Origin of the sequence: Pseudomonas edaphica, assembly GCF_005863185.1 — a bacterium.
GTDB classification, from domain to species: domain Bacteria; phylum Pseudomonadota; class Gammaproteobacteria; order Pseudomonadales; family Pseudomonadaceae; genus Aquipseudomonas; species Aquipseudomonas edaphica.
The window spans coordinates 1-26992 of sequence record NZ_VBVZ01000011.1 but is presented as its reverse complement, the minus strand read 5'-3'; the positions used below and the strand labels follow the sequence as shown (position 1 = coordinate 26992).

General features: G+C 60.6%; 22 protein-coding genes and 1 pseudogene. 9 read left to right on the top strand and 14 right to left on the bottom strand.

Annotation, left to right across the window (positions count from 1 at the left end):
* From FEM54_RS01625 to FEM54_RS01610, 4 genes and pseudogenes are all read right to left on the bottom strand, one after another.
* Positions 1-276: pseudogene (locus FEM54_RS01625) on the bottom strand (type III secretion system inner membrane ring lipoprotein SctJ); the annotation flags it as partial.
* A gap of 4 nt (positions 277-280) precedes the next feature.
* Positions 281-715 carry a hypothetical protein gene (locus FEM54_RS01620; protein WP_017137573.1) on the bottom strand — a complete coding sequence of 145 codons (435 nt, stop codon included), beginning with the start codon at positions 713-715 and terminating at the stop codon, positions 281-283.
* A 9-nt stretch (positions 716-724) separates the two neighbouring features.
* Complete coding sequence (locus FEM54_RS01615; protein ID WP_017137572.1) at positions 725-967, bottom strand: hypothetical protein; 243 nt, start codon at positions 965-967, stop codon at positions 725-727.
* 12 nt (positions 968-979) lie between these two features.
* Positions 980-1543: a type III secretion protein gene (locus FEM54_RS01610; RefSeq protein ID WP_138449214.1), complete on the bottom strand. Its 564-nt coding sequence runs from the start codon at positions 1541-1543 to the stop codon at positions 980-982.
* 48 nt (positions 1544-1591) lie between these two features.
* On the opposite strand from FEM54_RS01610, the gene FEM54_RS01605 reads away from it, so the two are divergent.
* Positions 1592-2356 (top strand): tetratricopeptide repeat protein, encoded by a 765-nt coding sequence (locus tag FEM54_RS01605; protein ID WP_017137570.1) that lies wholly within the window; start codon positions 1592-1594, stop codon positions 2354-2356.
* Positions 2357-2817: 461 nt separating this feature from the next.
* On the opposite strand, the gene FEM54_RS01595 is transcribed toward FEM54_RS01605, so the two are convergent.
* The 7 genes from FEM54_RS01595 to FEM54_RS33810 form a co-directional block, all read right to left on the bottom strand.
* Positions 2818-3198, bottom strand: coding sequence for a hypothetical protein (locus FEM54_RS01595; protein WP_017137569.1), 381 nt, complete (start codon positions 3196-3198; stop codon positions 2818-2820).
* Between the two features lie 14 nt (positions 3199-3212).
* On the bottom strand, positions 3213-4493 hold the full coding sequence (locus FEM54_RS01590; protein WP_138449212.1) for a type II and III secretion system protein family protein: 1281 nt from the start codon (positions 4491-4493) through the stop codon (positions 3213-3215).
* Entirely contained in the window at positions 4490-6628 is a 2139-nt protein-coding gene (sctV, locus tag FEM54_RS01585; RefSeq protein WP_138449210.1) for a type III secretion system export apparatus subunit SctV, read from the bottom strand. Before sctV ends, FEM54_RS01590 begins: the two co-directional genes overlap by 4 nt.
* Complete coding sequence (locus tag FEM54_RS01580) at positions 6625-6960, bottom strand: tetratricopeptide repeat protein (protein ID WP_017137566.1); 336 nt, start codon at positions 6958-6960, stop codon at positions 6625-6627. Before FEM54_RS01580 ends, sctV begins: the two co-directional genes overlap by 4 nt.
* Positions 6960-7316 (bottom strand): hypothetical protein, encoded by a 357-nt coding sequence (locus FEM54_RS01575; RefSeq protein ID WP_138449208.1) that lies wholly within the window; start codon positions 7314-7316, stop codon positions 6960-6962. Before FEM54_RS01575 ends, FEM54_RS01580 begins: the two co-directional genes overlap by 1 nt.
* A 172-nt stretch (positions 7317-7488) precedes the next feature.
* On the bottom strand, positions 7489-8373 hold the full coding sequence (locus FEM54_RS01570) for a SctD/MshK family protein (protein ID WP_138449206.1): 885 nt from the start codon (positions 8371-8373) through the stop codon (positions 7489-7491).
* An 85-nt stretch (positions 8374-8458) separates the two neighbouring features.
* Complete coding sequence (locus tag FEM54_RS33810; protein ID WP_016969018.1) at positions 8459-8620, bottom strand: hypothetical protein; 162 nt, start codon at positions 8618-8620, stop codon at positions 8459-8461.
* 609 nt (positions 8621-9229) lie between these two features.
* On the opposite strand from FEM54_RS33810, the gene FEM54_RS01565 reads away from it, so the two are divergent.
* Positions 9230-12445, top strand: coding sequence for a type III effector HrpK domain-containing protein (locus tag FEM54_RS01565; protein WP_138449204.1), 3216 nt, complete (start codon positions 9230-9232; stop codon positions 12443-12445).
* A 71-nt stretch (positions 12446-12516) separates the two neighbouring features.
* On the top strand, positions 12517-12927 hold the full coding sequence (locus FEM54_RS01560) for a winged helix-turn-helix domain-containing protein (protein WP_138449202.1): 411 nt from the start codon (positions 12517-12519) through the stop codon (positions 12925-12927).
* 163 nt (positions 12928-13090) lie between these two features.
* Here the strand turns inward: FEM54_RS01560 and FEM54_RS01555 are convergent, their stop codons facing one another.
* Positions 13091-13951: a Dyp-type peroxidase gene (locus tag FEM54_RS01555; protein WP_099550525.1), complete on the bottom strand. Its 861-nt coding sequence runs from the start codon at positions 13949-13951 to the stop codon at positions 13091-13093.
* Positions 13952-14346: 395 nt separating this feature from the next.
* On the opposite strand from FEM54_RS01555, the gene FEM54_RS01550 reads away from it, so the two are divergent.
* Together FEM54_RS01550 and FEM54_RS01545 are read left to right on the top strand one after the other, a co-directional pair.
* Positions 14347-15963 carry an NADP-dependent glyceraldehyde-3-phosphate dehydrogenase gene (locus FEM54_RS01550; protein WP_138449200.1) on the top strand — a complete coding sequence of 539 codons (1617 nt, stop codon included), beginning with the start codon at positions 14347-14349 and terminating at the stop codon, positions 15961-15963.
* 163 nt (positions 15964-16126) lie between these two features.
* Positions 16127-17188: an FUSC family protein gene (locus tag FEM54_RS01545; RefSeq protein ID WP_017137558.1), complete on the top strand. Its 1062-nt coding sequence runs from the start codon at positions 16127-16129 to the stop codon at positions 17186-17188.
* A 63-nt stretch (positions 17189-17251) separates the two neighbouring features.
* On the opposite strand, the gene FEM54_RS01540 is transcribed toward FEM54_RS01545, so the two are convergent.
* Together FEM54_RS01540 and FEM54_RS01535 are read right to left on the bottom strand one after the other, a co-directional pair.
* Positions 17252-20929 (bottom strand): hypothetical protein, encoded by a 3678-nt coding sequence (locus FEM54_RS01540; protein WP_138449198.1) that lies wholly within the window; start codon positions 20927-20929, stop codon positions 17252-17254.
* A gap of 300 nt (positions 20930-21229) precedes the next feature.
* Positions 21230-21982, bottom strand: coding sequence for a TetR/AcrR family transcriptional regulator (locus FEM54_RS01535; RefSeq protein ID WP_099550527.1), 753 nt, complete (start codon positions 21980-21982; stop codon positions 21230-21232).
* A 359-nt stretch (positions 21983-22341) separates the two neighbouring features.
* On the opposite strand from FEM54_RS01535, the gene FEM54_RS01530 reads away from it, so the two are divergent.
* The 4 genes from FEM54_RS01530 to FEM54_RS01515 are packed head-to-tail and all read left to right on the top strand — an operon-like array spanning position 22342 to position 26956.
* Positions 22342-23049 carry an ABC transporter ATP-binding protein gene (locus FEM54_RS01530; RefSeq protein ID WP_138449196.1) on the top strand — a complete coding sequence of 236 codons (708 nt, stop codon included), beginning with the start codon at positions 22342-22344 and terminating at the stop codon, positions 23047-23049.
* A complete protein-coding gene (locus FEM54_RS01525; RefSeq protein WP_138449194.1) occupies positions 23046-24245 on the top strand; it encodes an ABC transporter permease in 1200 nt (399 codons plus the stop codon). The genes FEM54_RS01530 and FEM54_RS01525 overlap by 4 nt, the downstream gene beginning before the upstream one ends.
* Positions 24238-25719 (top strand): TolC family protein, encoded by a 1482-nt coding sequence (locus tag FEM54_RS01520; protein ID WP_138449192.1) that lies wholly within the window; start codon positions 24238-24240, stop codon positions 25717-25719. The genes FEM54_RS01525 and FEM54_RS01520 overlap by 8 nt, the downstream gene beginning before the upstream one ends.
* Positions 25709-26956: an efflux RND transporter periplasmic adaptor subunit gene (locus FEM54_RS01515; RefSeq protein WP_138449190.1), complete on the top strand. Its 1248-nt coding sequence runs from the start codon at positions 25709-25711 to the stop codon at positions 26954-26956. Before FEM54_RS01520 ends, FEM54_RS01515 begins: the two co-directional genes overlap by 11 nt.
* Positions 26957-26992 lie beyond the last annotated feature (36 nt).

Here is a 26992-nt window from a genome sequence, read left to right as displayed (position 1 = left end):
CACTTGGCCCATATTGGAAAAGCTCTGTTGCGGCAGGCCGGCGTTGTCGAGCAGCGTCATGGCTTCGGCGAAACGCTCCTCGTCGACCACCACTTTGAGCTGGCCGTTGTCCTGGGTCTTGCGCTCCGCCGGGATACCACCGCGCAGCAGCACCGCGACCATGGCGTTGGCATCGCGCTCGCTGAGGTTGGTATAGAGGTCGGTGTTGCACGCCTGCAACAGACTGGCCAGCAGGCCGATCAGCAACAGGCGCAGGGCGCGGTTTGGGCTTGGCATGGCGTTATTGACCCTTGAGCAGCGTGTTGGCGGAGCCGGAAATCTGCGTTGCACCGCGCACCACCATCTGGGTTTCGATGGAGTAGTCGAACATCTTGCCCAGGGAATGGACGATCTGGTCGACCTGCTGCTCGCCAACTTTTTTTCCCGACTCAGCCTGGGGAGAAGCACTGGCCGTGCGGATTTCGGCCTGCGCGGGTGGCGGCGCCGAGGGGTTGTTGGTGAGCAAATCCGCACGCTCGGAGAACGCTCGCGAACGGTCGATAAAGCTGTTCATGCGCTCCATCAAGCCCGAACCGATCTGGTGCGGGCTGGCGCCCTCGGGCATGCCCTTGGCGGTGTTGGCCATGTGTTCGAACAGGTTCTGCGAGGCCCCGGCGGGCCCCGCACCGGCGGACGGCGGCAAGGCCGTGGCGCCGGCGGCGAGACTGATAGTCATAGGGGCCTCCTACTCGTCGTCGTCATCGGACATGGCGTCGTTCAGCAGTTCCTGCATCTTCGGCATGATGATGAACTGGCCGCCGATGGTGACGGCCTGGGTGATCAACGCATCGTTGAATTTGGCGTCGTCGGCGTCCGAGGTGTCCGCCGGTTTGTCGGCGGCCTTGGCGTTATCCACCGCGGCATTGAACTTGGCTTCAGGGCTGGCGCCACCGGGGGCGAGGTTGCTGTCTACGGCCGTTACGGACATGGTGCTGCTCCTTTACTGGGTTGGGGTTTCGGTACTGACTTGCGCGCCGCGAAACACCCGCACACCCCGCTCGCGGGCCACCGGGGCGGCCACGGCGTTGGGTTGCAGGTGATCGACGTGCTGTTGCACCAGCGCCAGGTACGGCGGTGGCCCGGACACGAACACTTCATCGCCTTCGGGGCCATTGCGCATCGACAGCTGCTGGCCGAACACATCAAGGGTGTTGAGGTAAGCCTGCAATTGGTCGAGGTTCAATGCGTTGGCCTTGAACAGTTTTGTGCCGATCTCATCGTTGGCGTTGAGGTACAGAAGGTTGCCGTCGAAGTACCAGGTCAGGCCGTTGGTGTTGCACAGGGTTTGCAGGAACTCACCGGCGCTGGCGGCGCGAATCGTGCTGCGCGCCTTGCCGCGCACCTTGTCCGAGAGCACCACGGGGATGTCGAGGTTGTGGCCGAACTCTTCCAGTGCGCCGCGCACATCCTGGTCGACCAACACGTAGGCATAGGGTTTGGAAAACCATTCGGGCGCTTCGGCCGCGTGGGCCAAACTGGCGCCGAACAGGCATAGGATGGCCATGAAAAATATGCTTACATGGCCTGCGCCTTCGCCCGACGAGTTGTGACGATGACCAAGAATTTCCTGCTTGCCAGTACCCTGCTGTTGGCTGCCTGCTCCAGCAAACCTGCGACCGATTCCGACAAGTCCCTGCAACTGGCCAACGACCTGAACAAGCGCGGCGATTACGCCAGCGCGGCTGCGCTGTACGAGCGCGCCACCCAGCAACCCGGCGCCGGCATCGACCTGTGGCTCAAGCTCGGCCAGGCCAGGCTCGACGCCAAGGACGCGTCGGGCGCCGAGCGCGCCTTCCAGCAAGCCCTGGGTTTGGACGCCCGCAACGCCGACGCCCTGCTCGGCCTTGGCACCGCGCAGTTGCAACTGGGCAAGACCCAACGCGCCGTCACGGCGCTGGGCCAGGCCGCCGAGATCAACCACCTGCCGGTCGCCTACACACGCCTGGGCATCGCGCAGGTCTTGAACGGCCAGGCCGTCGCCGCACAAACCGCCTTCGCCCAAAGCCTCAGCCTGCAACCCGACAACCTCGACAGCCGCTGCAACCTGGCCCTGGCTTATGCGCTGGGTGGGCAATCGCAACAGGCGCTGGACACCATCGCCCCCGTCACCCAATCGCCCCGGGCCTTGCCACGGCATCAGCGTAATGAACTGTTGGTGATGGTGTTGGCGGGGTATGAACAAAAGGTTGCCGGGCTGGCGCTGGATGATATTCCGGCGGCTGAGCGGGCACAGTTGGTGACCGAAGCCAAGCGCATCAAAGCGATCAGTGATCCGGTGGCGCAAGCCAAGGAGCTGGGGTTGGTGGACCCGCGCTGATACACGACCAACCCGCTTTTGATCTGGCTTGTGATCTGGCTTTTGATCTGCTTTTGATGTTGATCTGAGTCGCCCCGTTAAACCACGCTGGCCGAACGCAGGCTTTGGAGCGAGGGTAACCCGGCAGGACGCCGGGTTAGCCGCGCTGGGCCAAGGATGGCCCATCGCGGCGGCCCACGCTCCAAAGCCGGAGTGAGGGTACACCGAGCCTAAGCGAGGTGCCGAGTGGTGGTGCGAAGACCTTTTGCTTACTTTTGGGTCTTTCCAAAAGTGAGCCGCTGTAAGAGCGGAACCATAAGTGGCCGTTACTACAACAACGGATATGTACGCCGACTCACCGCTATCGCAGCGGTGCGGCGATCCGACAAGCCAGCTCCCACAGTTAGACCGGGTAGCTTCAGTTGGGTAGTGGTCGACCATGAGGCCGCTTTCGCGAGCAAGCCCGCTCCCACATTGGGGCCTCATTGCTGGCCTCCTGCAGCGCCGGCCTTGGCTTCCTGCTGGTCCTTGCGCCGCTGCAACTGCTCGCGGTCGAACCCTTCGATATACACCTGCGCTGCCCGGCCCACCGGCGCGGCCATTGCTGGCCCGGTCGCGCGGCCCTGGGTCAGGTCCTGCTTGCGCTCGACCATCTGCATCAGGTTCAAATTGTTCGCGCAGCCCAACGGCAAGGTCGGTTTGAAGTCTTCATCCAACCCAATCTCATCCTTGGCCGCCGGTTGCTGGCACTGGCTCGGCACGCCATCGGCGCGGTATTCGGGCGAGTAATACGTCGGCGCCAAATGGGTCTTGCAGCCCACCAACACCAAGGGCAACAGCATCAACACACGCAAAACAGTCATGGCAGGCCCCTTAGTCAATTCATGTAGAAACCGAACGCCCCGCCGCTGCGCGGTCCGCTGGCTGCGGCGGTGGTCGGTAAGGCGTCCAGGGGCGTGGCCAGACCGCGACCGCGTACCGGCTCGACCAGGTACGGGGTAATCAGGATCACCAGTTCGGTTTCATTGCGTTGGAAGCGCTTGGAGCGAAACAGGTTGCCGAGGATCGGCAGGTCGCCCAGCAATGGCAGTTTTTCGATGTCCTGGCTGCTCTCGCGCTGGAACAACCCGGCGATGGCGAACGTCTGCCCGCTGCCGACTTCCACCCGCGTGTCGGCGCGGCGCACGCTGAAGGACGGCACATGGAAATTGCCGAAGTCCACAGTGCCGCCGCTGACCACGCTGCTGACTTCCGGGCGCACTTGCAGGGCGATACGCCCGTTAGGCAGCAAGGTCGGGTTGAACAACAACGACACACCGAAGGACTTGTATTCGATGCCCACCAGGTCGCGGTTGACCGGCACCGGGATCGCCACTTCGCCACCAGCGAGGAAGCTCGCGGTCTGGCCGGTCATGGCGGTGATATTCGGCTCGGCCAGGATCTGCAAGATGCCATTGGCTTGCAGCGCATCGAGCATGCCATCGATATTCACATTGCCGGAACCGGTGCCCGCCGTCGCCAAGCCACCGGCCGTCGCTGCCGCCAATGGGCCGCCCGTGATCAGGCCGAAGGAAAACGTGCCGTTATTGAACATCGCGTTCCAGTTCACGCCGTAGTGCAGCAACTCGGAACGCGACACTTCGGCAAAGCGCACCCGCAGGTTCACCTGGGCGGCACCGGCATATTCGCTGGTGTTGATCGCGCTCTGGAAACCTTGGCCCTGAGGGTTGAGCAGCGCGTTGAGGTCGGTGGCCTCGGCCACCGAACCGAGCGTGCCCTTGGCAATCAGGCGGTTGCCGGCGCCGCTTATCTGCGCACCGTTGCCGGGGTGCAGGGTCTGCATCGGCGTGGTCACCGCCTGGCTGTCACTGCTGACCGAAAGCGTCAGGCTGGCCAGTTGTTTGCCGTCGTTGCCCAGGGCTATCAGGCTGGTGTTGCCCGGCGCCTTGCCGAAGATATAGATAGTGCCGGGCGACACCACTTGCAGGTCGGCCACATTGGGTTCGGCCACCAGCACCGAATCCACCGGCGCCACGAAATGCAAAATGCGCCCTTCACCGGACGCCAGGTTGATCGAGCCGCCAGCACCTCGGGCAATGTCCTGGGCCTGACTGGCACACGCAATCAAAGCGAGTAACAACACACAAAAACGCATCATGAGGCAGACGCCAGGGGAGTGACAGAAGCCGCAGCAGGCGCGCGGCGATTGGAAATATCGGTGAGGCTGATGGTCACCAGCGCTTGCAGGTTGTACTCGGTGGCCAATTCGCGGAACGACAGCACCGCCAGTTCCAGCTCGCCGCGCAGTACCAGGCGACGCAAGCTGCGGCGCAGTTCCGGGTGCACCAGCAACACGGCGCTGTTGGCCTCACGGGTGTTCTCGCAAGCCTGACGCAGTTGCGCAAGCAAGGCGCGGCTGACGTCTTCGGGGATCAACTCGCGCTGCGGCTCCTGGCGACGCAAGGACGCACGAAGCTGGTCTTCCAGGCCCGGCGCCAGTACCAGTGCGCCGATCACCCGGTTGCGATCCGCATACTGATGACTGATCTGCCGCGCCAGCGCTGCACGCAAATGCTCAGCCAGGCGCCCGGCATCAGTTTCACGCGCGCCCCACTCCACCATGGCTTCGAGCAAGGCGCGCTGGTTGCGGATCGACACGCCTTCGCCGACCAGCAAGCGCAGGGTTTCGGCCACGCGTTGCAGCGGCACCAGGCGCAGGGCCTCTTTGACCAGCTCGCCGTAAGTGGCTTCGGTGCGCTCGAGCAACAGACGGGTTTCCTGGATGCCGAGGAAGTCCGCGGCATAGCGGCGCAGGCTGCGTTCCAGCACACCGCGCAGCACTTCGTCAGGCAGCAAAAAGCCGATGCCGGCATTGCGCAAGGTGTCTTCGTGCTGACGCTCGATCCAGTGCGCAGGGCGGCCATTGAGCGGCGAATCGGCTTGTACGGTAGCGATATCGAGCAACTGCACATGCACCGGGTCGTCCTGCAACAGCAGGCAGTTGATCGGCAATTCGCCCTCGCTCACCGGCACGCCTTCCAAAGACACGCGAAAACTGCCCGGCGTGGACTTGGCTTCCATGTAGATGCCTGGCACTGGTACGTCCACGCCAAGCTCGGTGCGAATGTCGTGACACAGCGCTTCGACACGCTGGCGCAGCATCTGGCGCGGCGCGCTTTGGGACAGGCCGCTGCCGAGGGTCAGCAGTACACGGGTGTCGGGCAGCAGGTTGTCATCCTGTTCGGCCGGTACCTCGACCACCGGCTCAGGTGCTTGCACCAACGCTTCAAGTTCGCCCTGGGGCTGACGGGCCTGCCGGCGATACATCAAAAATGCCGCACTGCCAAAGGCTAAGGACAAACCGATAAATACCCAGGTCGGAAAACCCGGCAGCAGGCTTACGCCGATCATGATCAGCGCCGTCAGGCCCAGCGCACGGTAGCTGGCGCCCAGTTGCTTGATGATCTCGCTGCCCAGGTCGCCGGCCTCGCCGTCGCTGTTGACGCGCGTCACGACAGTGCCCGCCGCGACTGAAATCAACAGCGCCGGGATCTGGGCGATCAGGCCGTCACCCACGGTCAGCAGCGAATAGGTGTGCACCGCCACGCCGAACGGCATGTCGCGTTCGAGCATGCCGATCAGCATGCCGCCCAGCAGGTTGACCGCGAGGATCACCAGCCCTGCGATGGCGTCGCCTTTGACGAACTTCATCGCGCCGTCCATTGCGCCGAACATCTGGCTTTCCCGCTCCAGGCGCGAGCGCCGACGGCGGGCTTCGGCCTGGTCGATATCGCCATTGCGCAGGTCGTTGTCGATGCTCATCTGCTTGCCGGGCATGGCGTCCAGGGTAAAGCGCGCCGCCACTTCCGCGACGCGCTCGGCACCTTTGGTGATAACCACGAACTGCGCCACGGTGATGATCAGGAACACCACCATGCCGACCACCACTTGCCCGGCAATCACGAAGTCACCGAACGCCTTGACGATATGCCCGGCGTCACCGTGCAGCAGAATCAGGCGCGTGGTGGTGATCGACAGCGACAGGCGAAACAAGGTGCTGAGCAGAATCAGCGGCGGCAGCGCAGAGAACTCCACGGAGTGGCCGATGTAGAACGCTACGATCAGGATCAGGATGCTCAGGGCAATATTGAGGCCGATCAGCATGTCCACCAGGTAGGTGGGCAGCGGGATGATCATCATCACAATCGCCATCAGCATAAACGCGACGATGATCACGTCAGTGCGCTGCGCAGCCATGCGCGCCACATTGTTCAGACGATTGAGTACGCTCATGGGTTGGCCCTGCGTGCGGCTAAGTAGCGTTTGAAGCACTGGCGCGCTTCGTCCTTGCGCTCGCCGTACCACAGCGCACGCGCGCGCAGCAGCAACAGGCTGGCGGACTCACCTTCCAGCGCCACCAGGCGGTCGAGGGCGCCGAGTGCACGCGTGGCATCGCCACTGTCGGTGAACGCCAGCACCAGCGCGCGCAACAGCACGCAGTCGTGGGGCGCGACACTCACGGCAATCAGCAACATCACCAGCGCGCGCTGGGACTGACCATTGCGCCGGTACAGCTCGCCAATACCCTTGAGCAGTTGCACGGCGTCCTCGTTATCGCGGGCCATCAGGCATGCACCTGTGAGCGCTGCTGTTCGAGGTTGCGGCGCATCTCGATCTCTTCGCTGATCAGGTCATGGGCCAGGGCCTTGATCTCGGGCTCAGCGTCCAGGCTCGGCAGGATGTGTTCCATCACATGCTCCAACAGCTCCAGGGAACGCGCGCTGCCGAACAGCAGGGAGTCCACCCCGGCGGCGCTGGTGAGGGCTTCGAGGTCGCTGCGCAGCGAGCGGCGAGTTTGGGTCTTGCGGGTCTTGAGCACCGCTTCGAAGGCGGTGGCCTGGCGTGAATTGACCGGGTGAATCGCTTCGATAGGCGCGCTGCGCACATCACTGGGAATTAACGGGCGGGGTTCGACTTTCATGCCGGGGCCTGTTGATCGTTCCCACGCTCTGCGTGGGCATGCATCCTGTGACGCTCTGCGTCACCTTGCGCAGGGGTCACGCATTGCGCTGATTTCAGGACGCGGAGCGTCCGGGGCGGCATTACCACGCAGAGCGTGGGAACGATCATGTGTATACGTCCCATAGACCGACTCATAAGGTGAAGGTAAAGCGCTCATCGCCACGGGCGAGGATCACTTGGTTGTTCTCGATGCGTTCCAGCACCCAGTTGTCCGCCAGCGCAGCGCCGGGGTACAGGCGCTTGCCGCTGTCATTGATCACGTAGGGGTGGGCGCCGAACCACACGGCCTGGAAGCGCACGCGTGGGCTCGCGGCATCGGCACGCGCGGCAACGCGGGGGTTGAGCACGATCTGCTGGCCGTAGCGCTGGTCGAAGGCTTGTTGCAGGGCCAGCCATTGAGGCTTTTGTGACTGTTCGAAACTGCCCTCGGCGCTGAGCTGGCCGTTGCTGTTGGTGACGCTCACCGCATCCAGGCGGGCGGCTTGCAACTGTTGCTCCAGCCAGGCTTTGGCCTGTTCGCGGGACGGCTGTTTAATCGCCGGCACATCGACCACTGCCGCCGCCTGCGCCAACGGCGGGTCACTGCGAAAGGCCAGTGCCCCTGCACAGATAAACAGCAGGCCGAGCGCGACAATCCAAGGCGCTGATCTGCGCGGAGCGCGGGAGGGTTGTTCTGCCTCTTCAGGCAGCGCCAGGCTCACACCGGCGGTGCCGATGCGCAGTTGCAAAGGCAGTCGCGCGCGATGGCCATTGCCCCGGGGAATTCGCACAGTGCCGGCGACCAGCACCTCACCGCCCAAGGCTTCGACCGCCACATGGCCGCCCTCAAAACGCAGGCGCAGGTGCAGGCCGGCGATACCGGGGTCGCTGAGCACAAGGTCGGCCGCGAGGTCCGCGCCGATGGTGTAGACAGGCTGATCAAGCACCAGGGAACTGCCCTGGTGCAAACCGGCGGTCACAGTGAGGGTCGGTGCGCCAGTCGCAGCCACCGGCCCCAAAGAAATCAAGGCTGTCATGTGTGGGTTTGCCCCCTTGAAAATGTGCAACGGGGTCAAGAATCAGCAGGTAAACGGGCAGCGCCAGCGCCGCCCGTTTGGCAAATCAGTTCTGCGGACGCTGTTTGGTGGCGTCGAGCTCAGCTTTTTTCGCGGTGCTGATTTCGGTGATCTTGGCCGACTTCTCGATAGCCATGTTGAAGGTCGCTTCCATCTTCGCGATAGCGTCGTCGGCGCCGCCGGCTTTTACTGGTGGGACATCAGCCATGTTCATCTCCTTGCATCGATAGGGAAGTTATTCAGTTGCGCAACAGCAAGCTGAAAGTATGCAAACCCGGTAAATGCCCAAAACGTCAGACAGTGAGCGTTCGAACCGTCGTTGGTTTGCATGGGGGCCATACTACTCACGAACAAAACGCCTTCGTTGTGAAAGCTTGTGAAACGTTTCGGCTACAAGGTGTGAATTGTTTGGCTCAACCCGGCGTTGAAAAAAACTCATGCCGGTTCGCCCGCGGAACTTTTAGCGAAACGTTCAAACAAGGCCAAAGCCCCTTATTACGCGGCGTTGCACGCACACCCCGACATTCTCTTGAACAATAGCCGGCAGGTTTACAGCGTAAAAACGCGCAGTCCGTCACGACGTCGACGTCTTTTTTGTATCGACTTCACATTTTTCGCTAATAGCCTTTTGCCCAACTTCGCAGATATTTCCATTTGTAACAAAAGCGACTTACTCATCGCGTTTCATAGCTCGGCGCGAGCGACCTTAATGCTCGCGGGCAACTAATTTCCTGCGCCTGATTAGTACAGATGCACTAATAGCTAAATAGTCAGTGTGCAGGCCCTGATATATGAAACAACTTCCAGGTGAGCATGTATGCCAGCGATCCCAAGTAGTCGTGACCCTGCGCAAACACCAGGCACAGACGGCTCGCAGAAAAAATTCGAAACCGCGTTGTACACCGCCGTCAACCAGCCGACCTTCGACCCGTCGAAGATCCGTGGCCCGTCGATCCCACTGCCCTATCAAAACGTTCAGGCGCCGGTGAACAACAGCATCACCTACACACCGTTGGGCAGCGACAAGCCAGTCACTCTCAAGCAGAGCGACAACCCGCGTCTCTACGAAACACTGGTCAACCAGTACAACACCCAACAGAACGATGCGAGCTTCGAAAAAAACCTCAGTGACAGTAAAGCGGCCGGCTACACCCAGGCCGATGCGAGCACCGTGGCACCGGGGCTGAGCAACTACACGGCCATCGGCAGCCCGACTGAACTCGGCCCCGGGCTGATCCGCTATGAGACCGCCTCGGGTGACAAGGTGGTGGTCAGCCAGAAAGACACGCCGCAGCTGTTCGATCAGGTCAGTGGCGACTTCACCAAGCTGTCGGCGATCAATGCCAGCGGCGCCGAAGGCTATCGCCTGGCCGGCCCCAACGAGAGTATCGACCCGGCCACCCATATCGGCCCGCCCGAGGAAGTCGGGCCAGGGTTGATCCGCTACCAGACCGCGTCCGGCGACAAAGTGATCGTGTCCCAGGACATCACCCCTGGCCTGTACGACCAAGTCGCCAAGCTTTACGCCGGTACTACCGGTGCCGCAGGCGCCTCCGATACTTCGTGGATCGACAACTCGTCGTTCGGTGTGGCCGGCGCCAAGGACTGGAACAGCATCACTGGCAACCCCAGCACGACACCGACCAAAGAACAACTCGACCTGAACCGCCCGCGCGCCGCTGCGCAATTGCTCTCGCAGAACTGGGACGCCTGGGGCCTGCACGGCGCGCCGATCGACTTTGCCAACCCGCCGACCAGCTTGCCGCCCGAAGCCCAGGCCGTGCTCAAGTACGTGGCCAGCAGCCCGAACCTGATGGCTGCGCTGGACAGCGGTGGTCGCGGCAAAGCTGACAATGTGATTACCCATTCCGACGTTGACCATTTCATCAGCAACACCAACAGCGATATCGGCGCGGCGGCGAAGTCCTATGGCAGCTTTATGGGCAGCCACCCAGGCGACTTGGCCAAGGCCAACGCCAAGTCCGCCGCCATCGTGATGGCCAACGAAAGCCTGGTCGCCAGTTCCGGCACTGCCATGCGTCCAGGTGATAACCAGCGCAGCAACGACGGCATGATCCGCCCCGATAACCTGCAAGCCCTGGGCAGTGATTCGGCCTTGAGCAACGAGCTGACCGGCGCTGCAGCAATGTGGTCGCGCCCCGGTCTGTTCCACGCCCTGGAAACCGGCGGTGACAACCCCGCCACCGGCAAACCCGACAACATCGGCACCCGCGACAACATCGGCGCATGGCTGGAGAAACAGGCGCCGAAAAACGACAGTGACACCCTGACCTTCCTCGACGGCGCCGCCACCCGCGATGCCGTCGCCGGTGTGGATACCTCCAAGCTCACCGCCGATATCCTTGCCAACCCGCAGAACTACACCGGCGAACAAAAAGCCGCCGTGATGGTGCAACTGACCGATGCACAAACGCGCCTGCTGGTCAGCGACTACGTCGGCAACGCAGGCTTGATGGACAAGTACACCTCGCCCAACTGGGGCCTGAACCCCAACGAAGACAAGATCAAGGCGCAGCTGCAAAGCGGCATCGAGACCCTGTCGGCAGACCCGGATGTGCAAAGCTTCCTGCAGAACAATCGCGGCCCCGCGCTCAGGGATATCGTTAGCAGCGACCCGAGCATGAAGGTCGCGATGCAGAACTACTTTGAAGGTGGCATCGAGTCGGGCAAAAACCTCAACGACAACCTCAATGCCAAGGACCAGAACGGCAAGCAGATCGACATGGGCATGGGCCTGCAAAACGCCGCCAACGACGCGACGATCGCCAACCTCGCACTGGGTGGCAACGGCCATGTGGACCTGACCAAGGTGGCGGCCAACGCCGGGCAAAGTGACGCGATTCTCAGCTACTACAAGAACCAGCTGGTGACCGGCAAAGCCTTCACCGATGCGGTAGCCGGTGGCCTGGACCCGACCGTGGCGGCCAGCAGTTTCGCCGCCAGCACCGCGTCGGCCCAGGCCTTTCTGGGTGACAAGGCCACGGCGGATGACGCGGCGACCTTGCAGGTCAACTTCAACGAAAACCTCGGCGATGCGTTGCTCGGCGGTGCGACCACCGACACGTTGAACGTCACGCTCGGCGATGGCAACGGCAACTTCGACGACGCCAAAGTCACCGCTGCGATCAACGACGCGCAGCAAAAAGACCCCGAGATGTTCACCACCTCCGACGGCGGCAAGATCGACCCGGCACAGGTGGTGTCGATGCTGCGGTCGGTATGGGACATCGGCCGTCAGGGCAACAAGATTGCCGATGCCTTGCCCAAGGCTATCGAAGGTATGAAATTCGGGGATGTCAGCCCGGCGTTCAAGCAAGGCCTGCTGCACATTGGCAGCGCGGTGTTGATGAGCGGCGTGCTGATGGCGCGTTCGGCCAGCGGCAGCACCACCCCGGTGGCGGATGCCAACCGCGTATCGGCGGGCCTGCAATTTGCCGGGTTGCTGCTCGAAGGCGGGACCAAATACGCCAAGGAAGCCGGCTATGGCGTCACCTGGGTCAACCGCCCGGACGGCGGTACCATTGGCGATTTCCCCGGCAAAGTGCCGGTGGGCAAAGGCCCGCTGTCGGCGCAACAGATCGCCAATATCGGCGCGGCGGGCAAGATCATCGGTTCGGCCGGCGGCATTATCGGCGGCGTGATCGGGATTATCGGCGGGGTCGACTCCTTGAAAAAAGGCGACTACCTCACCGGCAGTTTCTCGGTGGCCACCGGTGTGCTCGGCACAGGTGCGGCCGTCGCCGGCCTGGTGGAAGCCGGTGCCGGTTTGTATGGCGCCACCGAAATCGGTGCAGTGGCCGGCACCATCAGCGGCATCCTTGGCGGCGCCACGGCGATTCTCGGGGGTATCGGCAGCGCGTTCCTACCGTTCGCCCTGGCCGATGCCCATGGCAAGGCGCAAGACGCGTTCTACGGGCAACTGACACCTGTGCTGCAGCAATACGGCCTCACCGGTGGCCCGACGATGGATGGCGATTATCCGGCTGACCCGATCCCGGCGATCAACACCTGACTCTCCCTGGCAACCCGGCGTAAAAAGGAGCCGCGTCGGGCTGCAATGTCCACGCACAAAGGTTAACTGACATGACGTACTCGACTCGCAGCCACCTCACCGATGACGCCTCTTTCGGCATTCACTTCGGCCCGTTCCAACTGCTGCCCCACCGTTATCTGCTGCTCAAGCATGGGCAACCCGTGAACCTGGGCAACCGCGCCCTGACCTTGCTGATCGCCCTCGCCTCCCGGCCTGGTGAATTGCTGCATAAACACCAATTGCTCGACATCGCCTGGCCCAGGCTGGTGGTGGAGGAATGCAACCTGCGCACACAGATCAAGACCCTGCGCCGCGCGCTGGGCGACGATGACTCGTTCTACATCGCCACCGCAGCGGGCCTGGGTTATCGGTTCGTCGCGCCCACCTGGTTGGAACCCGAGCCGGTGCAGGTGATGAAGCCGTCGGTGGATGGTGACGATAAGCGCCAGTGGGTGGCGTGATCTACGCCCCCACACAATCAAACTGTGGGAGCTGGCTTGTGTGGCGAGGGAGCTTGCTCCCGCTGGGGTGCGAAGCGCCCCCAGGATAGCTGCGACTGCTGCGCAGTCGAACGGGAGCAAGCGCCCTCGCCACAGCCCCCCACACTGTTTCAGATCTGGGGGATCAGACGAGTGCGCTCACGTCCAAATGCCCATCCTTCACCGGTGGGCACCAGTAGTAGCCACCGGTCAGCGGCGTACTGATCCGATACAACCCATCCACAATCCCGTCTTCCAACCCGCTCATGCGCCGCAGTTGCGCTTCAAACGCATCGAAGGAATGCCCAAACGCCAGGAACATCAACCCCGCCTGGCCGTTCTCGGCCCACGGCATCGAGCGGCGCACCACAAAGGCTTGCGGGGTAAAACTTTCCTGGGCGGTGCGTTTGGTGTGAGCGGATTCGGGGGCGTCGTCCAGCTCTTCGTTATCGCCATGGCGGCGGCCGATGATGTGGTCACGCTCCTGGGCGGGCAACGCGGCAAAACCATCGAGGTCGTGTTGCCATTGCTGGATCGCGGCAAAGCTGGCGCCGCTGTCGGTCAGGGCGGCTTCGACGGCGGCGGCGTCGTGGGGGTTTTCGGTGCCGTCTTCGTAATCGGTCAAATCGAAGCCGGTTTTGTAGCGGAAGCCTTCGGTCATCTGCACCAGCCGGAATGCCGGAGCCAGGGCCTTTTCAAATGCGCGGCTGCGCAGCAGCAGTTCACCGCGATCCACACCGTGCAGCCACACCCACAACGCCTGCTGGGTGGACGGGTTATGGGCGCCTGGGCCAGTAACGGCGGGGAATGCGCGCAGCCCTTCAATGTGCGCGCCGAGCGAAGTTACCAGCGGCTCGCCAACACCGACCACTGCGCCCGCGTCCGCCAACTGCACCAGCGCGTCTAACGCGGCGGGTACGGCTGCCAGTGCATCAACGGCAAAAAACAGATGGCGTGCCTGCAACGGCACCGGTGCGGCAAGAATGCCCGGCTGGTAGTGACTCATGTGAACTCCTTCTGAAAAGCCGCGCAGTTTAACCGGCCAGCGCGGGCTTTTGCTCAAGGTTTTCCAGATCACGCGGTTCCAGGCCCAATTGCGCCTTGAACTGCGCCCCAGCCTTTGGGCGTGACCCGCACCGCACGCGAATCCCTGGCGCTGATCAATCAGGCGTGCGCCACGGCCTGCTGTATGGCCTGCTGTTTGTACTCAGCCTGTATTTCTGGGGGTCTCGCCGCTGCGCACCGGCGTGGCGTTCCTGCCACTGACGGTGTTGGTGAGCATCGGCAGCCTGACGGCCGGCGAGTGCGTGCGCGCCTTCGTAACGCGTCTGGCGCTTGCCACACAGCCCTTGGATGGGTGACTCTCTAGTCATGTTTTGCAACTATTCCAGGGGTAGCGATATGACCACCAGTAACCTGCTCGCCCAGCTGTTTCCCACCGCCGCCAGCGAAATTCCCGAGCAATTCCGCCTGGCCGCGCCCATCGAACAGCGTGATTACCTGGTCGACGGCCAGTTGCAGGTGTGGAACGGCCCGCTGGCCAAGGTGCAAAGCCCGGTGCAACTGGGCGATGAGCGCGTACACATCGGCAGCACGCCGCTGCTGGATGCCGACACCGCCCTCACCGCCCTGGACGCCGCCGTGCGCGCCTATGACCGCGGCCAGGGTGAATGGCCGACGATGCGCGTGGCCGAACGTATCCAGCATGTCGAAGCCTTTTTACGACGCATGCGCGAACAGCGCGACGCGGTGGTCAAGCTGCTGATGTGGGAAATCGGCAAGAACCTCAAGGACTCACAGAAAGAATTCGACCGCACCTGCGACTACATCACCGACACCATCAACGCCCTCAAGGAACTCGACCGCCGCAGCAGCCGCTTTGAGCTGGAACAGGACACCCTTGGCCAGATCCGCCGCGTGCCACTGGGTGTGGCGCTGTGCATGGGCCCTTACAACTACCCGCTCAACGAGACCTTCACCACGCTGATCCCCGCGTTGATCATGGGCAACACCGTGGTGTTCAAGCCGGCCAAGCTCGGCGTGCTGTTGATTCGCCCGCTGCTGGAGGCGTTCCGCGACAGCTTCCCGGCCGGCGTGATCAACGTGATCTACGGCAGCGGCCGCGAAACCGTCAGCGCGCTGATGGCCAGCGGCAAAATCGATATCTTTGCGTTTATCGGCACCAACAAGGCCGCCAGCGACCTGAAAAAGCTGCATCCAAAGCCACACCGCCTGCGCGCAGCCTTGGGCCTGGACGCAAAAAACCCCGGCATCGTGCTGCCCGAGGTCGACCTGGACAATGCCGTGAGCGAAGCGGTCACTGGCTCCCTGTCGTTCAACGGCCAACGCTGCACTGCGCTGAAGATCCTGTTCGTGCACGAAGCGGTAGTCGACAGCTTCATCCAGAAATTCAACAGCAAACTGGCGACGCTCAAACCCGGTATGCCCTGGGAAGACGGCGTATCGCTGACGCCGTTGCCGGAAGTCGGCAAGGTCGATTACCTCAACGCGTTGGTGGCCGACGCCGCGCAGCACGGCGCCAAGGTGGTGAACCCCAATGGCGGCGAAAGTCGCGGTTCGTTCTTCTACCCCGCCGTTTTGTACCCGGTGAACCCGCAAATGCGCGTTTACAACGAGGAACAGTTCGGCCCGGTTGTACCGATCGTGCCGTACCGTGACCTGGAGACCGTGATCGAATACGTACTGGACTCGGACTTCGGCCAACAGTTGAGCATCTTCGGCACCAACGCCGTGGAAGTCGGGCGGCTGGTGGACACCTTTGCCAACCAGGTCGGGCGTATCAACATCAACGCCCAGTGCCAGCGCGGGCCGGACACCTTCCCGTTCAACGGGCGCAAGAACTCGGCCGAGGGCACGCTGTCGGTGCATGACGCGCTGCGCGTGTTCTCGATCCGCACGTTGGTGGCGACCAAGTTCCAGGAGAGCAACAAGGCGTTGGTCAGCGATATCTTGCGTAATCGAGATTCGAGTTTCTTGACCACGGATTACATTTTCTGAAGACAGCGCCGCTCCCTGTATAAACAGGTCAGAGTGGGAGCTGGCTTGCCTGCGATAGCATCACTGCGGTCTGACTGAAAGACCGAAGTGCCTGCATCGCGGGCAAGCCCGGCTCCCACACGCGATCCGGTCCACCCTGCATAATGAGGCCACTTTAATACCGATGAACCTGCCCTTCTTCGCCCGGCGCCTGCTGCGCCCTTTGCTCGACCCCTACCGCCGCTACCGCCACGCCAAGCTGATCCACGCCGTGCGCGTGTCCATCGGCCTGCTGGCGACCATCCTGCTCACCACCGGCATCAACCTGCCCCACGGCGAGTGGGCCTCGGTGACCATGCTGATCGTGATCGGCGGCTTGCAGCACCACGGCAATATCGGCAAAAAAGCCGTGGAGCGCGCCTACGGCACCCTGATCGGTGCCAGCGTCGGCCTGCTGCTGGTGGTGCAACAGGCCTATTTCGGCATACCGCTGCTGACCTATCTGCTGATGTCGGTGGTGTGCGGGTTCTTTTCCTATCACGCCATCGGCAAAGGCGGTTACATCGCGCTGCTGTCGGCGATCACGGTGTTTATCGTCGCCGGCCACGGCGACAACCCGATCTCGGATGGCTTGTGGCGCACCGTCGATATCCTTATCGGCATCGTGTTGGCACTGGCGTTTTCCTTTGCCCTGCCGCTGTACGCGGTGTATTCGTGGCGCTACAACATGGCCAGCGCACTGCGCGACTGTGCGGCGATTTACAGTCGCATCATCAACGGCCAGTCAGTCACTGATGATGAACACTTCAAGCTGCTCAACCGCCTGAATGCCGCCATACTGCAACTGCGCTCGCTGATGCCTTCGGTGTCCAAGGAAGTGCGTATCTCGATGACCGAGCTGGACATGATTCAACGGCACCTGCGCATGTGCATCAGTACCCTGGAGATTCTTGGCAATACCCGGCCGGACCCGCGTGATGAGCAGGCAATGGCGCGGATGCAAGTGATGTTAAAGGCCGAGCACCGGCAGATTCGCGTGCAATTGGTGGGGATGGCGCGCGCACTGAAATCCGGCTTTACCGAGCGCCTGGAGCGGCCTGCGGTGCACGCAGCGGATGAAGCTGGGTTGGATGCACCGGTGCAAAGTGCATTGGATGGGTATCGGTTGTTGACGTTGCAACTGGTCGGCAATGTGGAGGCGATGCGGCAGTTGCTGGCGAAGACGGCAAGTCATTGGAAGATTTGAGTGGTGCAAAAAGGGACAGCCTACGGTTGGGTAGAGCTGTCCCGATTGTTCAGCGAGGAAAGATCATGTCAGGCGAGAAATGTAGGCCGAGTGAACGAAAAAATCGTTACCCCAGCCGCTATTCTGGTAATTGTGAAGGACAACCGCCTTTGTTCCGTTCGTCGAAACGCCAAAGTCTGCGGTAAACATGTACCAGGTATTTTTGGGCGGCACGATCGTACCCGACATCTGTACACCGCCTACGAATATCGCGAGTGAGGGATCCACATTGATCCCGCCCGATGGGGAATAATTAAAGATGTAGAATGAAACCCGATATCTATGGCCTATATAAAAATTTGAATTAGTCGTTACTACTACACCGGCATAATTCGATCGATCCGCATGCGTACGTATGTTCAAGCCTGATGCTTCAATACTGGCTCGATCTGCGTTATTACCTAACGCCCAAGGCCCTACTCCGTACATAAAACTAGTGGTCAGGGCGGCAAATGAATCAGACTTGACATACTGCGCCAACGGGAACACCAACGCTCGAGCTTTGTCCACACCGCCATTGAAGGCAACCCTCACCTCCAATTGAAACGTCGTACCACTAGGCAGTGCCGTCAGCGTGCCACGCAATACGGGCATATTGACAAAACCATTTTTTACTTCATCCACAGTGATGGTATGAGCGGGCACTATTTCCACCGACCTGCCACCACCAATAAGGTCAATCCATAGTGTTTGCCCTGCTTTACACAGTGGGAACGTGACCATGTCCGTTCGTGTATTGCCGGCAAAGGTATTCAAATCGATGGTGGTACCAGCAGCTTGATTATTGATCGTTGCCTTCGGAAGGTTAGCGGGCGCAATCGTAGTAACCAATACTGTCTGCACTTTCGACGGTGTTGTTTTCCCACCCCTCACAAGAAAACACTGCAACTGAATCACACTGTTTACACTATTGTGCACCACTTGAGCCGGCGTCAGATCAAATACCAGCGTACCACCCGCAGTGCCTGGAAGGGTCTTTGAATACTTAGTGCCGTCCTGGAAAATCCAATCCAGCGTAACGCTGTCCTTCACGGTTCCATTCGGAATCTTAACCGTAACGCTGGTGCTCTTTTCAAGCGACAACGGATCAACCGTAATCTCCTGCGCGGTGCTTGAAACACCGTTAAGGGTTGGATAAGGCAACTCCATGGGCAGTTTCTGAATAATATAGTTTGCCACTGGAAACGGTGTTGCCGTTTGCAAGCTAGGGATTTTTGGAAAGCTCGCCAAAAAACTGATCGTGAAAGGACTCCCCTCTTTGAGAGTATCCAAGCCCTCCGGAACCAGCATGGAAACGCCTTTTTGAAGTTCGTTCTCGGTAACCTTTTCGGCGATAACAACTTCCTTTATATACGCCTCGCCGTCCTCCAAGGTACCTTTGCACGTGCACCATTTCACCTCATCTACCAGCATGAAGTCCCACACAGGCACATTGATGCAAGCCCCTTCGGCTACTTGGTCAATCGGCAGCACTGTCGAGTGTTCAAACCCATCGATATAAGGGGTAGGCAGAACCTTGAGAGGCAGCAGCAGAATATTCAACGTCTCAAACGGGTAACTCCTTTTCCCCTTATTCAAAACAGCTGTCACGGTAATATTGTTGCTATCAGGACGTAGACCTTTTGCGATCACATCGTACGGAATATCCACATCGACGAAACCAGTCTTAGGGTCTACAGATGCTTTTCCCTCAATTTGACTGACATCATACTTGCCAAACCATTGCCAGGAAACCACACCGCCTATTACCGGCGAATGACCGATACGCAGGGTCGCTCCCTGAGTGACCTTGCTCGGTTTGAGCGTTCCATTGACCTTATCAGCCTCAAGAATTTGAAGTGGTTGGAGTACTACTGGCGGACCAACGCTGATCTCATGTTGTTCCGAATACAGGAACGTAGACGGTGAGCCCGGGGTTTCCACGTTATAGTAGACTTTGAAACTACTATTATTATTTGCCTTTAGAAAATCCAGGGGTATACGTATGCCCAGTTGCGTGAGGTTGACACCGGCTAGCGCCGCGCTGATAGAAATGGTGCCCGTGATAAAGTTTTGTGACGATGACGTTTCTCCAACAAAAGTATAATTCACCTTTTGCTTCTCGACCGTGCCGGTGTAGGTAATGAATGCCTCAATGTAGGTACCCGAAACGTTAGCAAGGTCCACGTTACCATCCAACGCATCTGGAACATGCATTTTTTGCAACTCTGCAATAACGTCTCCAATCTCGACACTCAATGGCTCTGACCTGCGAATAGAGCCCGGGCGACTTTTACCGTCGTCGGTTTGGTAATAAAGGTTAAAAGGCCCTTTTTTATCAAAAACTTGCAATTTCGCCTTGGCAAGCTGTCGTATATCCCCCTGTGGGCCAGCTATCTCTATGAAGGGAACAAGTTGCGAGCCGCCCGTTGATGCATCACTGGCATAAATAATTTCCACATTCTGCTCGTCGTGAGGCGAGTAGTAAGGCATTTCTACAGACGCGGTTGTATCGCGAGGAATAACCCTTCCCCGACACGGAGGAAGTAGCTTAACCGGCGGCATTATTGTCGGCGTGCCCACCGCCCTGATCAAAATACTACCGGATGTACCGAGTTCCACCCCCGCAGGCGTTTTGTACTTGCACGACACCCGGAACTGCCCTCCCGCCAACTTGGTGACAATACTGTTGGGAATAGGGACTTCTATAGTCCTGCGCCCCGTAGCCTTAATTATCGGCAAAAATACCGTTTCCACGTTACCAAGCTTATCCCTCGTTTCCAGCGCCACATGGACCTCATTGGGTGACTTAAGTACTACATTTTTTATCACTAATGAGACTTCTACGCTGAGAGCAGACTGACTGTGTTCGTCCAGATCAAGTTGTAAGGCAACCTCACCGGCCACCAAAAATATCGGAGCATCCACAAGACTGGTATCAAGTTCACTGATATATTCCAAGGGCATGGAATACGTATATTTTCCTTCAGGTTTGTTTTGCACCACATCTTCAACTGTGAATGCGAACCCCACTGTACCCTTCTTCGACATCTTGAGCAGATCTGCCTCCTCGATAGGGATCCTGATCGGCTGAGTACTTTTTGCCTCTGCGGGACTCACAATGTGGGTCACCGGCCTCCCATCAACGGAAACTGTGATTATGTCGTTCGAACGAATATTCAAATACGGTTGAATCAGGCACGTCAGGCCACCGGCAGCAACCTCCGCATTAATGATCGAACCCGGGGCGAAATCTTCGATCCACATAATGAAACCACTGTGCCAGGGCTCCCAAGGCCTGCGATCATACCCCCCCGGAATTGTCAACTTGATGAGCATCGTTTGAATCGGCGAGCGACTTTCATTCCCACTACTACGCACCACCCGACAGAAGTACGGGACGGCGTCGCCCTCTGCCAGCTTATTGGCTGGAACTTCAAAAATGTGATGGGGAAGACCATCTTTATCGATTTTTTCGATATCCTCAACCGTGAACTTAGTTGATGCAATCGCCTCCCCCAAATTACCCACGCGCAGGCCGAGATAATCGCTAGCCACCAGACCGGGCCAATAGGGAACTAAGAATAACCCGTAGGGATATAATGCGCGCCGGCCTGCTCCAATCTTGGACTTTTCAGGGTACTTAGCCTTGTTCGTATCTGTCAGATCGACGGTGAAACTATTAAGAAAAGGGGGGAGGAGGTCTTCTTCATAGGTCGCCATAGTTATCACCTTGCTGGATTAAGGCCGCGCAGGAAAGGCGCGACGAGCAAGGTAAATAAGGCGCTTGGAGCAATCGGCAAATCTACTGTCAGAACTGACAGTGGCGACGAGTGGCTGGCGCGTAGGTAAAATCCGACAGACCACGCGACCAGCGTAAATCTGTCTACCCCAGCCATTTTCTTACATTTTTTTCACGATTTATTCACATCCGCAGCCGTAGGGTGAAGCCTCATCCGTTACAAACGCTGCACATCAAAACCCGCCGCCCCAGCGGGTTTTTTTTGCTTTGGATTTAGGGATTTAACGTGCGGCTTTGGTGGCGGGCGCAGCGGCTTGTTCGCGAATGGCGCGCTGGGTGTCGAGCACCTTGGCCAGTGCGGTTTCCGCTTCGGGGCTTTGCTGCGGTACGCGAATTGCGGCCGAGACCAGGGTGATCAGCTTGGCCATGACCTCGGCATCCGTGGCCGGGCGGCCCAGGCTCATGGAGTTCATCAGCAGGCGCAGTTCAGTGCCGGCCATTACCCCGGAAATCGCCTTGAGGGCAAATTGCAGGCGCACGCCCAGCTCATTGCGTGGCAGATCCGGCAGGGCCAGGGCGAAGGCTTCGAAGAAGCGCTGGAACACCGGCTGGTAATGCACCTTGAGGTATTCCTGGATAAACGGCGAGGTGTCGCTGTACACCCGGCCCAGGAAACGGATAAATGATCGCCCTTCGCCGCTGGCCGGATCACTGCGCTCCAGGCCCATGGCCGGGGCGAACAGCACGCCGAGCAAGGTGTCGCAGTCGAGCGGGCCATCGGCCTCGGCTTCGCAGCGCGCGAGCAGCTCCAGGCGCTGCTCGTTGAGCGGCTCCAGGCGTTGCATCAGCAGGGTTTTCATCAGGGAGTCCTTGTCCCCGAAGTGGTAGTTCACGGCGGCCAGGTTCACCTGGGCGCGCTCGGTAATCTGCCGGAGCAACACGGCGTCATAGCCGTATTTGATGAAAAGAGCCTCTGTCGCATCCAGCAGTCGAGTCTTGGTAACGTTTGGAGCGCTGAGTTTCTTCGCGACCATGAAAGGTTCCACGTGGGAAATATTGTTTTAAAAAATAATTTGATTTTTTATACCGGGGCAGCCCTTCGAAAGCAAGTAGTGACACTGCGCCATGCTACGAAAGGCCTGTATAAACAGGCCTGTCGAGGGTAGCCGAAGGGATTTTCAGGCGCCGCAGCCGAACGACCGGCAAATCGTAACAAGAGGTGAAACCGCTCTACATCCATGGCTGGCGAAGCGCGTTGATCGCGGTTACTATTCAAACAATATTTTAAAAACAAGAAATAAAACCAGTCCGTGGCGCGTATCAGGCAGTTCCCGAACTTGTTACAAGGCTTTGCCGGGGGCGTGGCGATAGCGTCGAGACTGCAGGCGTAGTCATGATGACAGATACCCCCGCGCACCCAGGCTTGATCTCCCTGCAAGGCATCGGCAAGAGCTATCAGCTCGCCGGGCAACACCTGTCGATTCTCAATGACGTGTGCCTGTCCATCGCCCGCGGCGACAGCTGCGGGATTCTCGGCGCCTCAGGCTCCGGCAAAAGTACCCTGCTCAATATTCTTGGCCTGCTGGACTTGCCCGACGGCGGCCAGTACCACTTTGCCGGCCACGATATCTTCAGCGCCACACCCGATGAGCTGGCGGCGATCCGCAACCAGCAGATCGGCTTTGTGTTCCAGAGTTTCAACCTGCTGCCACGCCTCAGTGCCCTGGACAACGTCGCCCTGCCCCTCAGTTACCGTGGCGTGTCGCGCCATGAGTCGGTGGAACAGGCGCTGCGCATGCTCGCGCAAGTCGGCCTGGCCGAGCGCGCCCACCACCGCCCGGCCGATCTTTCCGGTGGCCAGCGCCAACGCGTAGCGATCGCCCGCGCGCTGGTCGGCAAGCCGTCGGTGATCCTCGCCGACGAACCCACCGGCAACCTCGACAGCACCACTGCCCAGGAGATCATGGACCTGCTCCTGGCCCTGAACCGCGAGCAGCAGGTGACGCTGATTATCGTCACCCACGATGCACACATCGCCGAGCGCCTGGAGCGCAAGATCCTCGTGCGCAATGGCGTGGTGCATGAGGCTGGGCGCCTATGAGCCAGCGGATCGAACAGAGCCTGAGCCAGCTGCTGCATGAAGCCTTTGTGAGCCTGCGCACCTTGGGCAAACGTTCGATCCTGGCGTTGCTGGGCATTGTGATCGGCAGCTCATCGGTGGTGGCCCTGATCAATATCGGCCATAACGCGGCGGTGGACGCTGCGATGATTTTCAAGGACATGGGCACCGACACCCTGATCGTCCAGTTCCCGCCCAAAGGCAACAGCAATGCACCGATGCGCGCCAGCCTTGACCTGGACGCGGTGCGCCAGGCGGTGCCGGGCATTGCTCATATCGGCGCGCTCAGCCTGTTCAGCGGGCCGCTGGTGTTCCAAGGCCGCACGGCCAACGCCAACTTCGTCGGCAGCACCGCGGATATCAAGGACGCCATGCGCCTGGCCCTGCGCGAGGGGCGATTTCTGTCCGCCTTCGACGCCAACGAAACCTACGGCGTGATCGGCGATCAAGTCGCCCAGGCCTTGGGCACGCCGGGCAACCCGCTGAAGCTGGGCGACCGTGTGCGTATCAACGATTACCTGTTCCTGGTGGTGGGCATCCTGCACAACCAACCCCGCGCGATGCTGATGCCGGTGCAGGCCAACGAATCGCTGTTTATCCCCGCCGAAGGCATGCGGCGCATCTACCCGACGCCGCAGATCGGCAATGTGATCATCCGCGCCGCACCCGGCCAGGACATGGAGCGCATCGCCCGTGAGGCCGCGATTGCCCTGAAAAGCCAGCTCACCGACCACGATGTCGACATTCAGGTGCCCCAGCAAATGATCGATGGCATGACCCGGCAAAGCCGCACGTTCGCCTACTTGCTGCTGGCGCTGGGCGCGATTTCCCTGGTCGGTGGCGGTGTCGGCGTGATGAACGTGATGCTGATGAATGTCTCGGAGCGCCGCCGCGAAATCGGCATCCGCATGGCCCTGGGCGCGCGCCAGCGTGACATCCGCAATCTGTTTTTGCTCGAAGCGGTCACGCTGACGGCGGTGGGTGCGCTGTGCGGTGCGGTGCTGGGCATGACCGCCGCGTGGCTCTACGCCTGGCTGTCGGGCTGGGAATTTGCCCTGGCCGCTGCCGCCCTGCCACTGGGCGTGGGCAGCACCTTGCTGGTGGGTTTGTTCTTTGGCATCTACCCGGCGGTCTCGGCCTCGCGGCTGCAGCCGGTGGAGGCCCTGCGCGATGAATAAATGGCTGTGGTTACTCGCCCTGGCAAGCCTGCCAGCCATGGCCGCCGATGTGGTGATCAACCCATCGGCGCCGAGCACCACCCGCAGTGGCTATGACCGCAGTGTGTCGCTCAATAACCAGGTCACGACGCTGACCCTGGGTGATGCGGTGTACCTGGGCCTGCGCAAAAACCCGGCGATCCGCAGCGCATACCTGCAACGCGTGGCGCAAAAGTTCGACCTGCGGGTGGCCGAAGACACCTTCAACCCCAAGCTCTCCCTGAACAGTTACTACCGCCAAAGTCGCGGCTCGGCCGACAACGCGCGCAATGCCAACCTGGCGCCGAGAGCGACCTTGCTCAGTGAGTACGGCACCCAGTTGAGCATGGCCTGGACCCAACAACTGAACAACGCCGACCGCGCCGGCCGCTACCGCAGCGACGGCCTCGACCTCACGCTGATCCAACCGCTGATGCGCGGCGGCGGCTGGGACGCCACCACCGCGCCGCTGCGCCTGTCGCGCCTGTCGGAGCAGGCCAACCGCCTGAACCTCAAGGCCACCGTGGCGCAGACCATCAGCCAGATCATCGCCACCTACCGTGAACTGCTGCGCGCCCAAGAGCAGTTGAGCATCGTCCAGGACGCACTCAAACGCTCCAACACTTTGCTGGACGTGAACAAGGCGCTGATCAGCGCGGGGCGCATGGCTGAGTTCGAAATCGTGCAGACCGAAGCCGATATCGCCACCCAGCAATTGGGCGTGGAAGAGGCCCAGAACCAACTCGACACCAGCCGCCTGGCCCTGCTGCGCCTGCTGGCGCTGGACCTGTCGACGCCGATCCGCGCCAGCGAAGCCCTGGAAGCCAAGCCGATGAACATCGACAAACGCCAGGCCTTCAGCCTGGCGCAGACCCAGCAGCCGGAGTACCTCGCCGCCCTGCTCGGCAGCCAACAGGCCGACCTCAACCTGGTGATCGCCAAAGACTCCGGGCGCTGGCAGGTGGACCTGGTGGCGGGCGCCAACCAGCTGCGCGATGCCTACAGCAACAATGACAGCGGCAACAACAATAACCGCACCTGGAACAGCTACGCCGGGGTGCAGGTGCAGATTCCCATCGGCGACATCAGCACCCGCCAGGCCGAGGTGCGCGCGCGGGTCAATGTAGAAGACCAGGAGATCCGTATCACCGATGCGCGCCAGGAACTGGAACGCAGTGTCAACGATGTGGTGCGCGACCTGGGCACGCGTTGGCGCCAATATGAAATTTCCCAGCGCGCCGTCGAGCTGTCGCGGCGCAAGATCGAAATCGAGCGGGAAAAACTCAGTGCCGGGCGCTCCACCAACTTCCAGGTGTTGAGTTACGAAACTGACCTGCGCAACGCCGAAAACGCGCGGCTCAATGCACTGATCGCTTATCTGAACGCCCAGACCCAGCTCGATTTGACCCTGGGCATGACGCTGGAAAGTTGGGAAATCGCCCTCAATGACTACTGATAAAAAATACCTGCTGGGTGCCGTGATCGTCGTGCTGTTGGCGGGCGCAGGCATTGCCCTGCGCAGCCCGGCTACCGATCAGCCGGCCGCAACCGAGCAATGGCTGGCAGTCAAGCCCGACCCGTTGGTGCACCAGATAGGCCTGGTGGGCAAGATCGAACCCGACACCACCATCACCCTCACCGCGCCGTTCGACGGCAATGTGCTGGTTAACCTGGTTGAACAAGGCCAACGCGTCGAGGCCGGCCAGGTACTGTTGCGCATGGACCCCTCCACCCTCGAAGTGCAACTGCGCGACGCGCTTTCCGCCCAGCTCAAGGCCCGGCGCACCGTGCAAGAGATGCAAGACTGGGACAGCAGTCCCGCCGTCAGCCGCGCACGCCGCAGCCTGCGCACCGCAGAAATGACCGCCGGCAACACCCAGCGCAAACTCACCGAGAGTGAAAACCTGTTCAAGCGCGGCATCATCCCGCGCAACGAGCTGGACGATCTCAAGCAGCAGACCCAACAGCAACAACTGGACCTGGCCTCGGCCCGCAGCGAGCTGCAGCAGGCGCAAGATCAGGGCAAAGGCGAATACCGCCAGATCGCCGAGATGGAGCTGACCAACGCCACGGTGAAATACGACGCCCTGCATAAGCTGCTCGACGGCCAAGAGGTCAAGGCGCCCTTCTCCGGCATCGTCGTGCCGGCGCCGGGCAGCAATAACTCCTCGCCAGGGGGAGCCAATAACAACGCACCGGTGCAGGCCGGCAGCAAGGTCAGCCAGGGCCAGGTGCTGTTCGGGCTGGCCAATATCGAGCGGCTGAAAATCGTCGCCAAGGTGTCGGAACTGGACATCAACCAGTTGCATCAGGGCCAGGCCGTGGAAGTCATGGGTGATGGCTTTGACGGCGAGCGCCTGACCGGTTCCGTCAGCGTGGTCAGCGGCCTGGCGATTGCCAGCGACAGTCAGGGCAGCGCGCAGTTTCCGGTCACCTTGTCGATCCCCACGCTCACTGCGCAGCAATTGCAGCGGGTGCGGCTGGGGATGAGTGCGCGGTTGACCATCGTCACCTACAACAATGCGCAGGCGATTGTGGTGCCGAGCCAGGCGATCCAGCCGGACATGAGCGTGGAATATCGGGCCGCGATGGATAAGCCGGTTGAGCGGGTGAAAGTCACCACAGGACAGTCAACCGCCGAAGGTGTCGAGGTGTTTGGGCTCAAGCCGGGGTTTGTAAAAACATCAAAATAGCTGGAGATCCAAAGGTGGGAGCTGGCTTGCCTGCGA

Excerpts from the sequence above, each read along its gene's own strand:
- FEM54_RS01520 (WP_138449192.1), top strand. The coding sequence starts at position 24,238 with ATGAATAAATGGCTGTGGTTACTCGCCCTGGCAAGCCTGCCAGCCATG.
- FEM54_RS01615 (WP_017137572.1), bottom strand. The coding sequence starts at position 967 with ATGTCCGTAACGGCCGTAGACAGCAACCTCGCCCCCGGTGGCGCCAGC.
- FEM54_RS01595 (WP_017137569.1), bottom strand. The coding sequence starts at position 3,198 with ATGACTGTTTTGCGTGTGTTGATGCTGTTGCCCTTGGTGTTGGTGGGC.
- FEM54_RS01575 (WP_138449208.1), bottom strand. The coding sequence starts at position 7,316 with ATGAAAGTCGAACCCCGCCCGTTAATTCCCAGTGATGTGCGCAGCGCG.
- FEM54_RS01540 (WP_138449198.1), bottom strand. The coding sequence starts at position 20,929 with ATGGCGACCTATGAAGAAGACCTCCTCCCCCCTTTTCTTAATAGTTTC.
- FEM54_RS01560 (WP_138449202.1), top strand. The coding sequence starts at position 12,517 with ATGACGTACTCGACTCGCAGCCACCTCACCGATGACGCCTCTTTCGGC.
- FEM54_RS01545 (WP_017137558.1), top strand. The coding sequence starts at position 16,127 with ATGAACCTGCCCTTCTTCGCCCGGCGCCTGCTGCGCCCTTTGCTCGAC.
- FEM54_RS01610 (WP_138449214.1), bottom strand. The coding sequence starts at position 1,543 with ATGGCCATCCTATGCCTGTTCGGCGCCAGTTTGGCCCACGCGGCCGAA.
- FEM54_RS33810 (WP_016969018.1), bottom strand. The coding sequence starts at position 8,620 with ATGGCTGATGTCCCACCAGTAAAAGCCGGCGGCGCCGACGACGCTATC.
- FEM54_RS01565 (WP_138449204.1), top strand. The coding sequence starts at position 9,230 with ATGCCAGCGATCCCAAGTAGTCGTGACCCTGCGCAAACACCAGGCACA.
- FEM54_RS01555 (WP_099550525.1), bottom strand. The coding sequence starts at position 13,951 with ATGAGTCACTACCAGCCGGGCATTCTTGCCGCACCGGTGCCGTTGCAG.
- FEM54_RS01570 (WP_138449206.1), bottom strand. The coding sequence starts at position 8,373 with ATGACAGCCTTGATTTCTTTGGGGCCGGTGGCTGCGACTGGCGCACCG.
- FEM54_RS01535 (WP_099550527.1), bottom strand. The coding sequence starts at position 21,982 with ATGGTCGCGAAGAAACTCAGCGCTCCAAACGTTACCAAGACTCGACTG.
- FEM54_RS01590 (WP_138449212.1), bottom strand. The coding sequence starts at position 4,493 with ATGATGCGTTTTTGTGTGTTGTTACTCGCTTTGATTGCGTGTGCCAGT.
- FEM54_RS01525 (WP_138449194.1), top strand. The coding sequence starts at position 23,046 with ATGAGCCAGCGGATCGAACAGAGCCTGAGCCAGCTGCTGCATGAAGCC.
- FEM54_RS01580 (WP_017137566.1), bottom strand. The coding sequence starts at position 6,960 with ATGGCCCGCGATAACGAGGACGCCGTGCAACTGCTCAAGGGTATTGGC.
- FEM54_RS01620 (WP_017137573.1), bottom strand. The coding sequence starts at position 715 with ATGACTATCAGTCTCGCCGCCGGCGCCACGGCCTTGCCGCCGTCCGCC.
- FEM54_RS01605 (WP_017137570.1), top strand. The coding sequence starts at position 1,592 with ATGACCAAGAATTTCCTGCTTGCCAGTACCCTGCTGTTGGCTGCCTGC.
- FEM54_RS01530 (WP_138449196.1), top strand. The coding sequence starts at position 22,342 with ATGATGACAGATACCCCCGCGCACCCAGGCTTGATCTCCCTGCAAGGC.
- FEM54_RS01550 (WP_138449200.1), top strand. The coding sequence starts at position 14,347 with ATGACCACCAGTAACCTGCTCGCCCAGCTGTTTCCCACCGCCGCCAGC.
- sctV (WP_138449210.1), bottom strand. The coding sequence starts at position 6,628 with ATGAGCGTACTCAATCGTCTGAACAATGTGGCGCGCATGGCTGCGCAG.
- FEM54_RS01515 (WP_138449190.1), top strand. The coding sequence starts at position 25,709 with ATGACTACTGATAAAAAATACCTGCTGGGTGCCGTGATCGTCGTGCTG.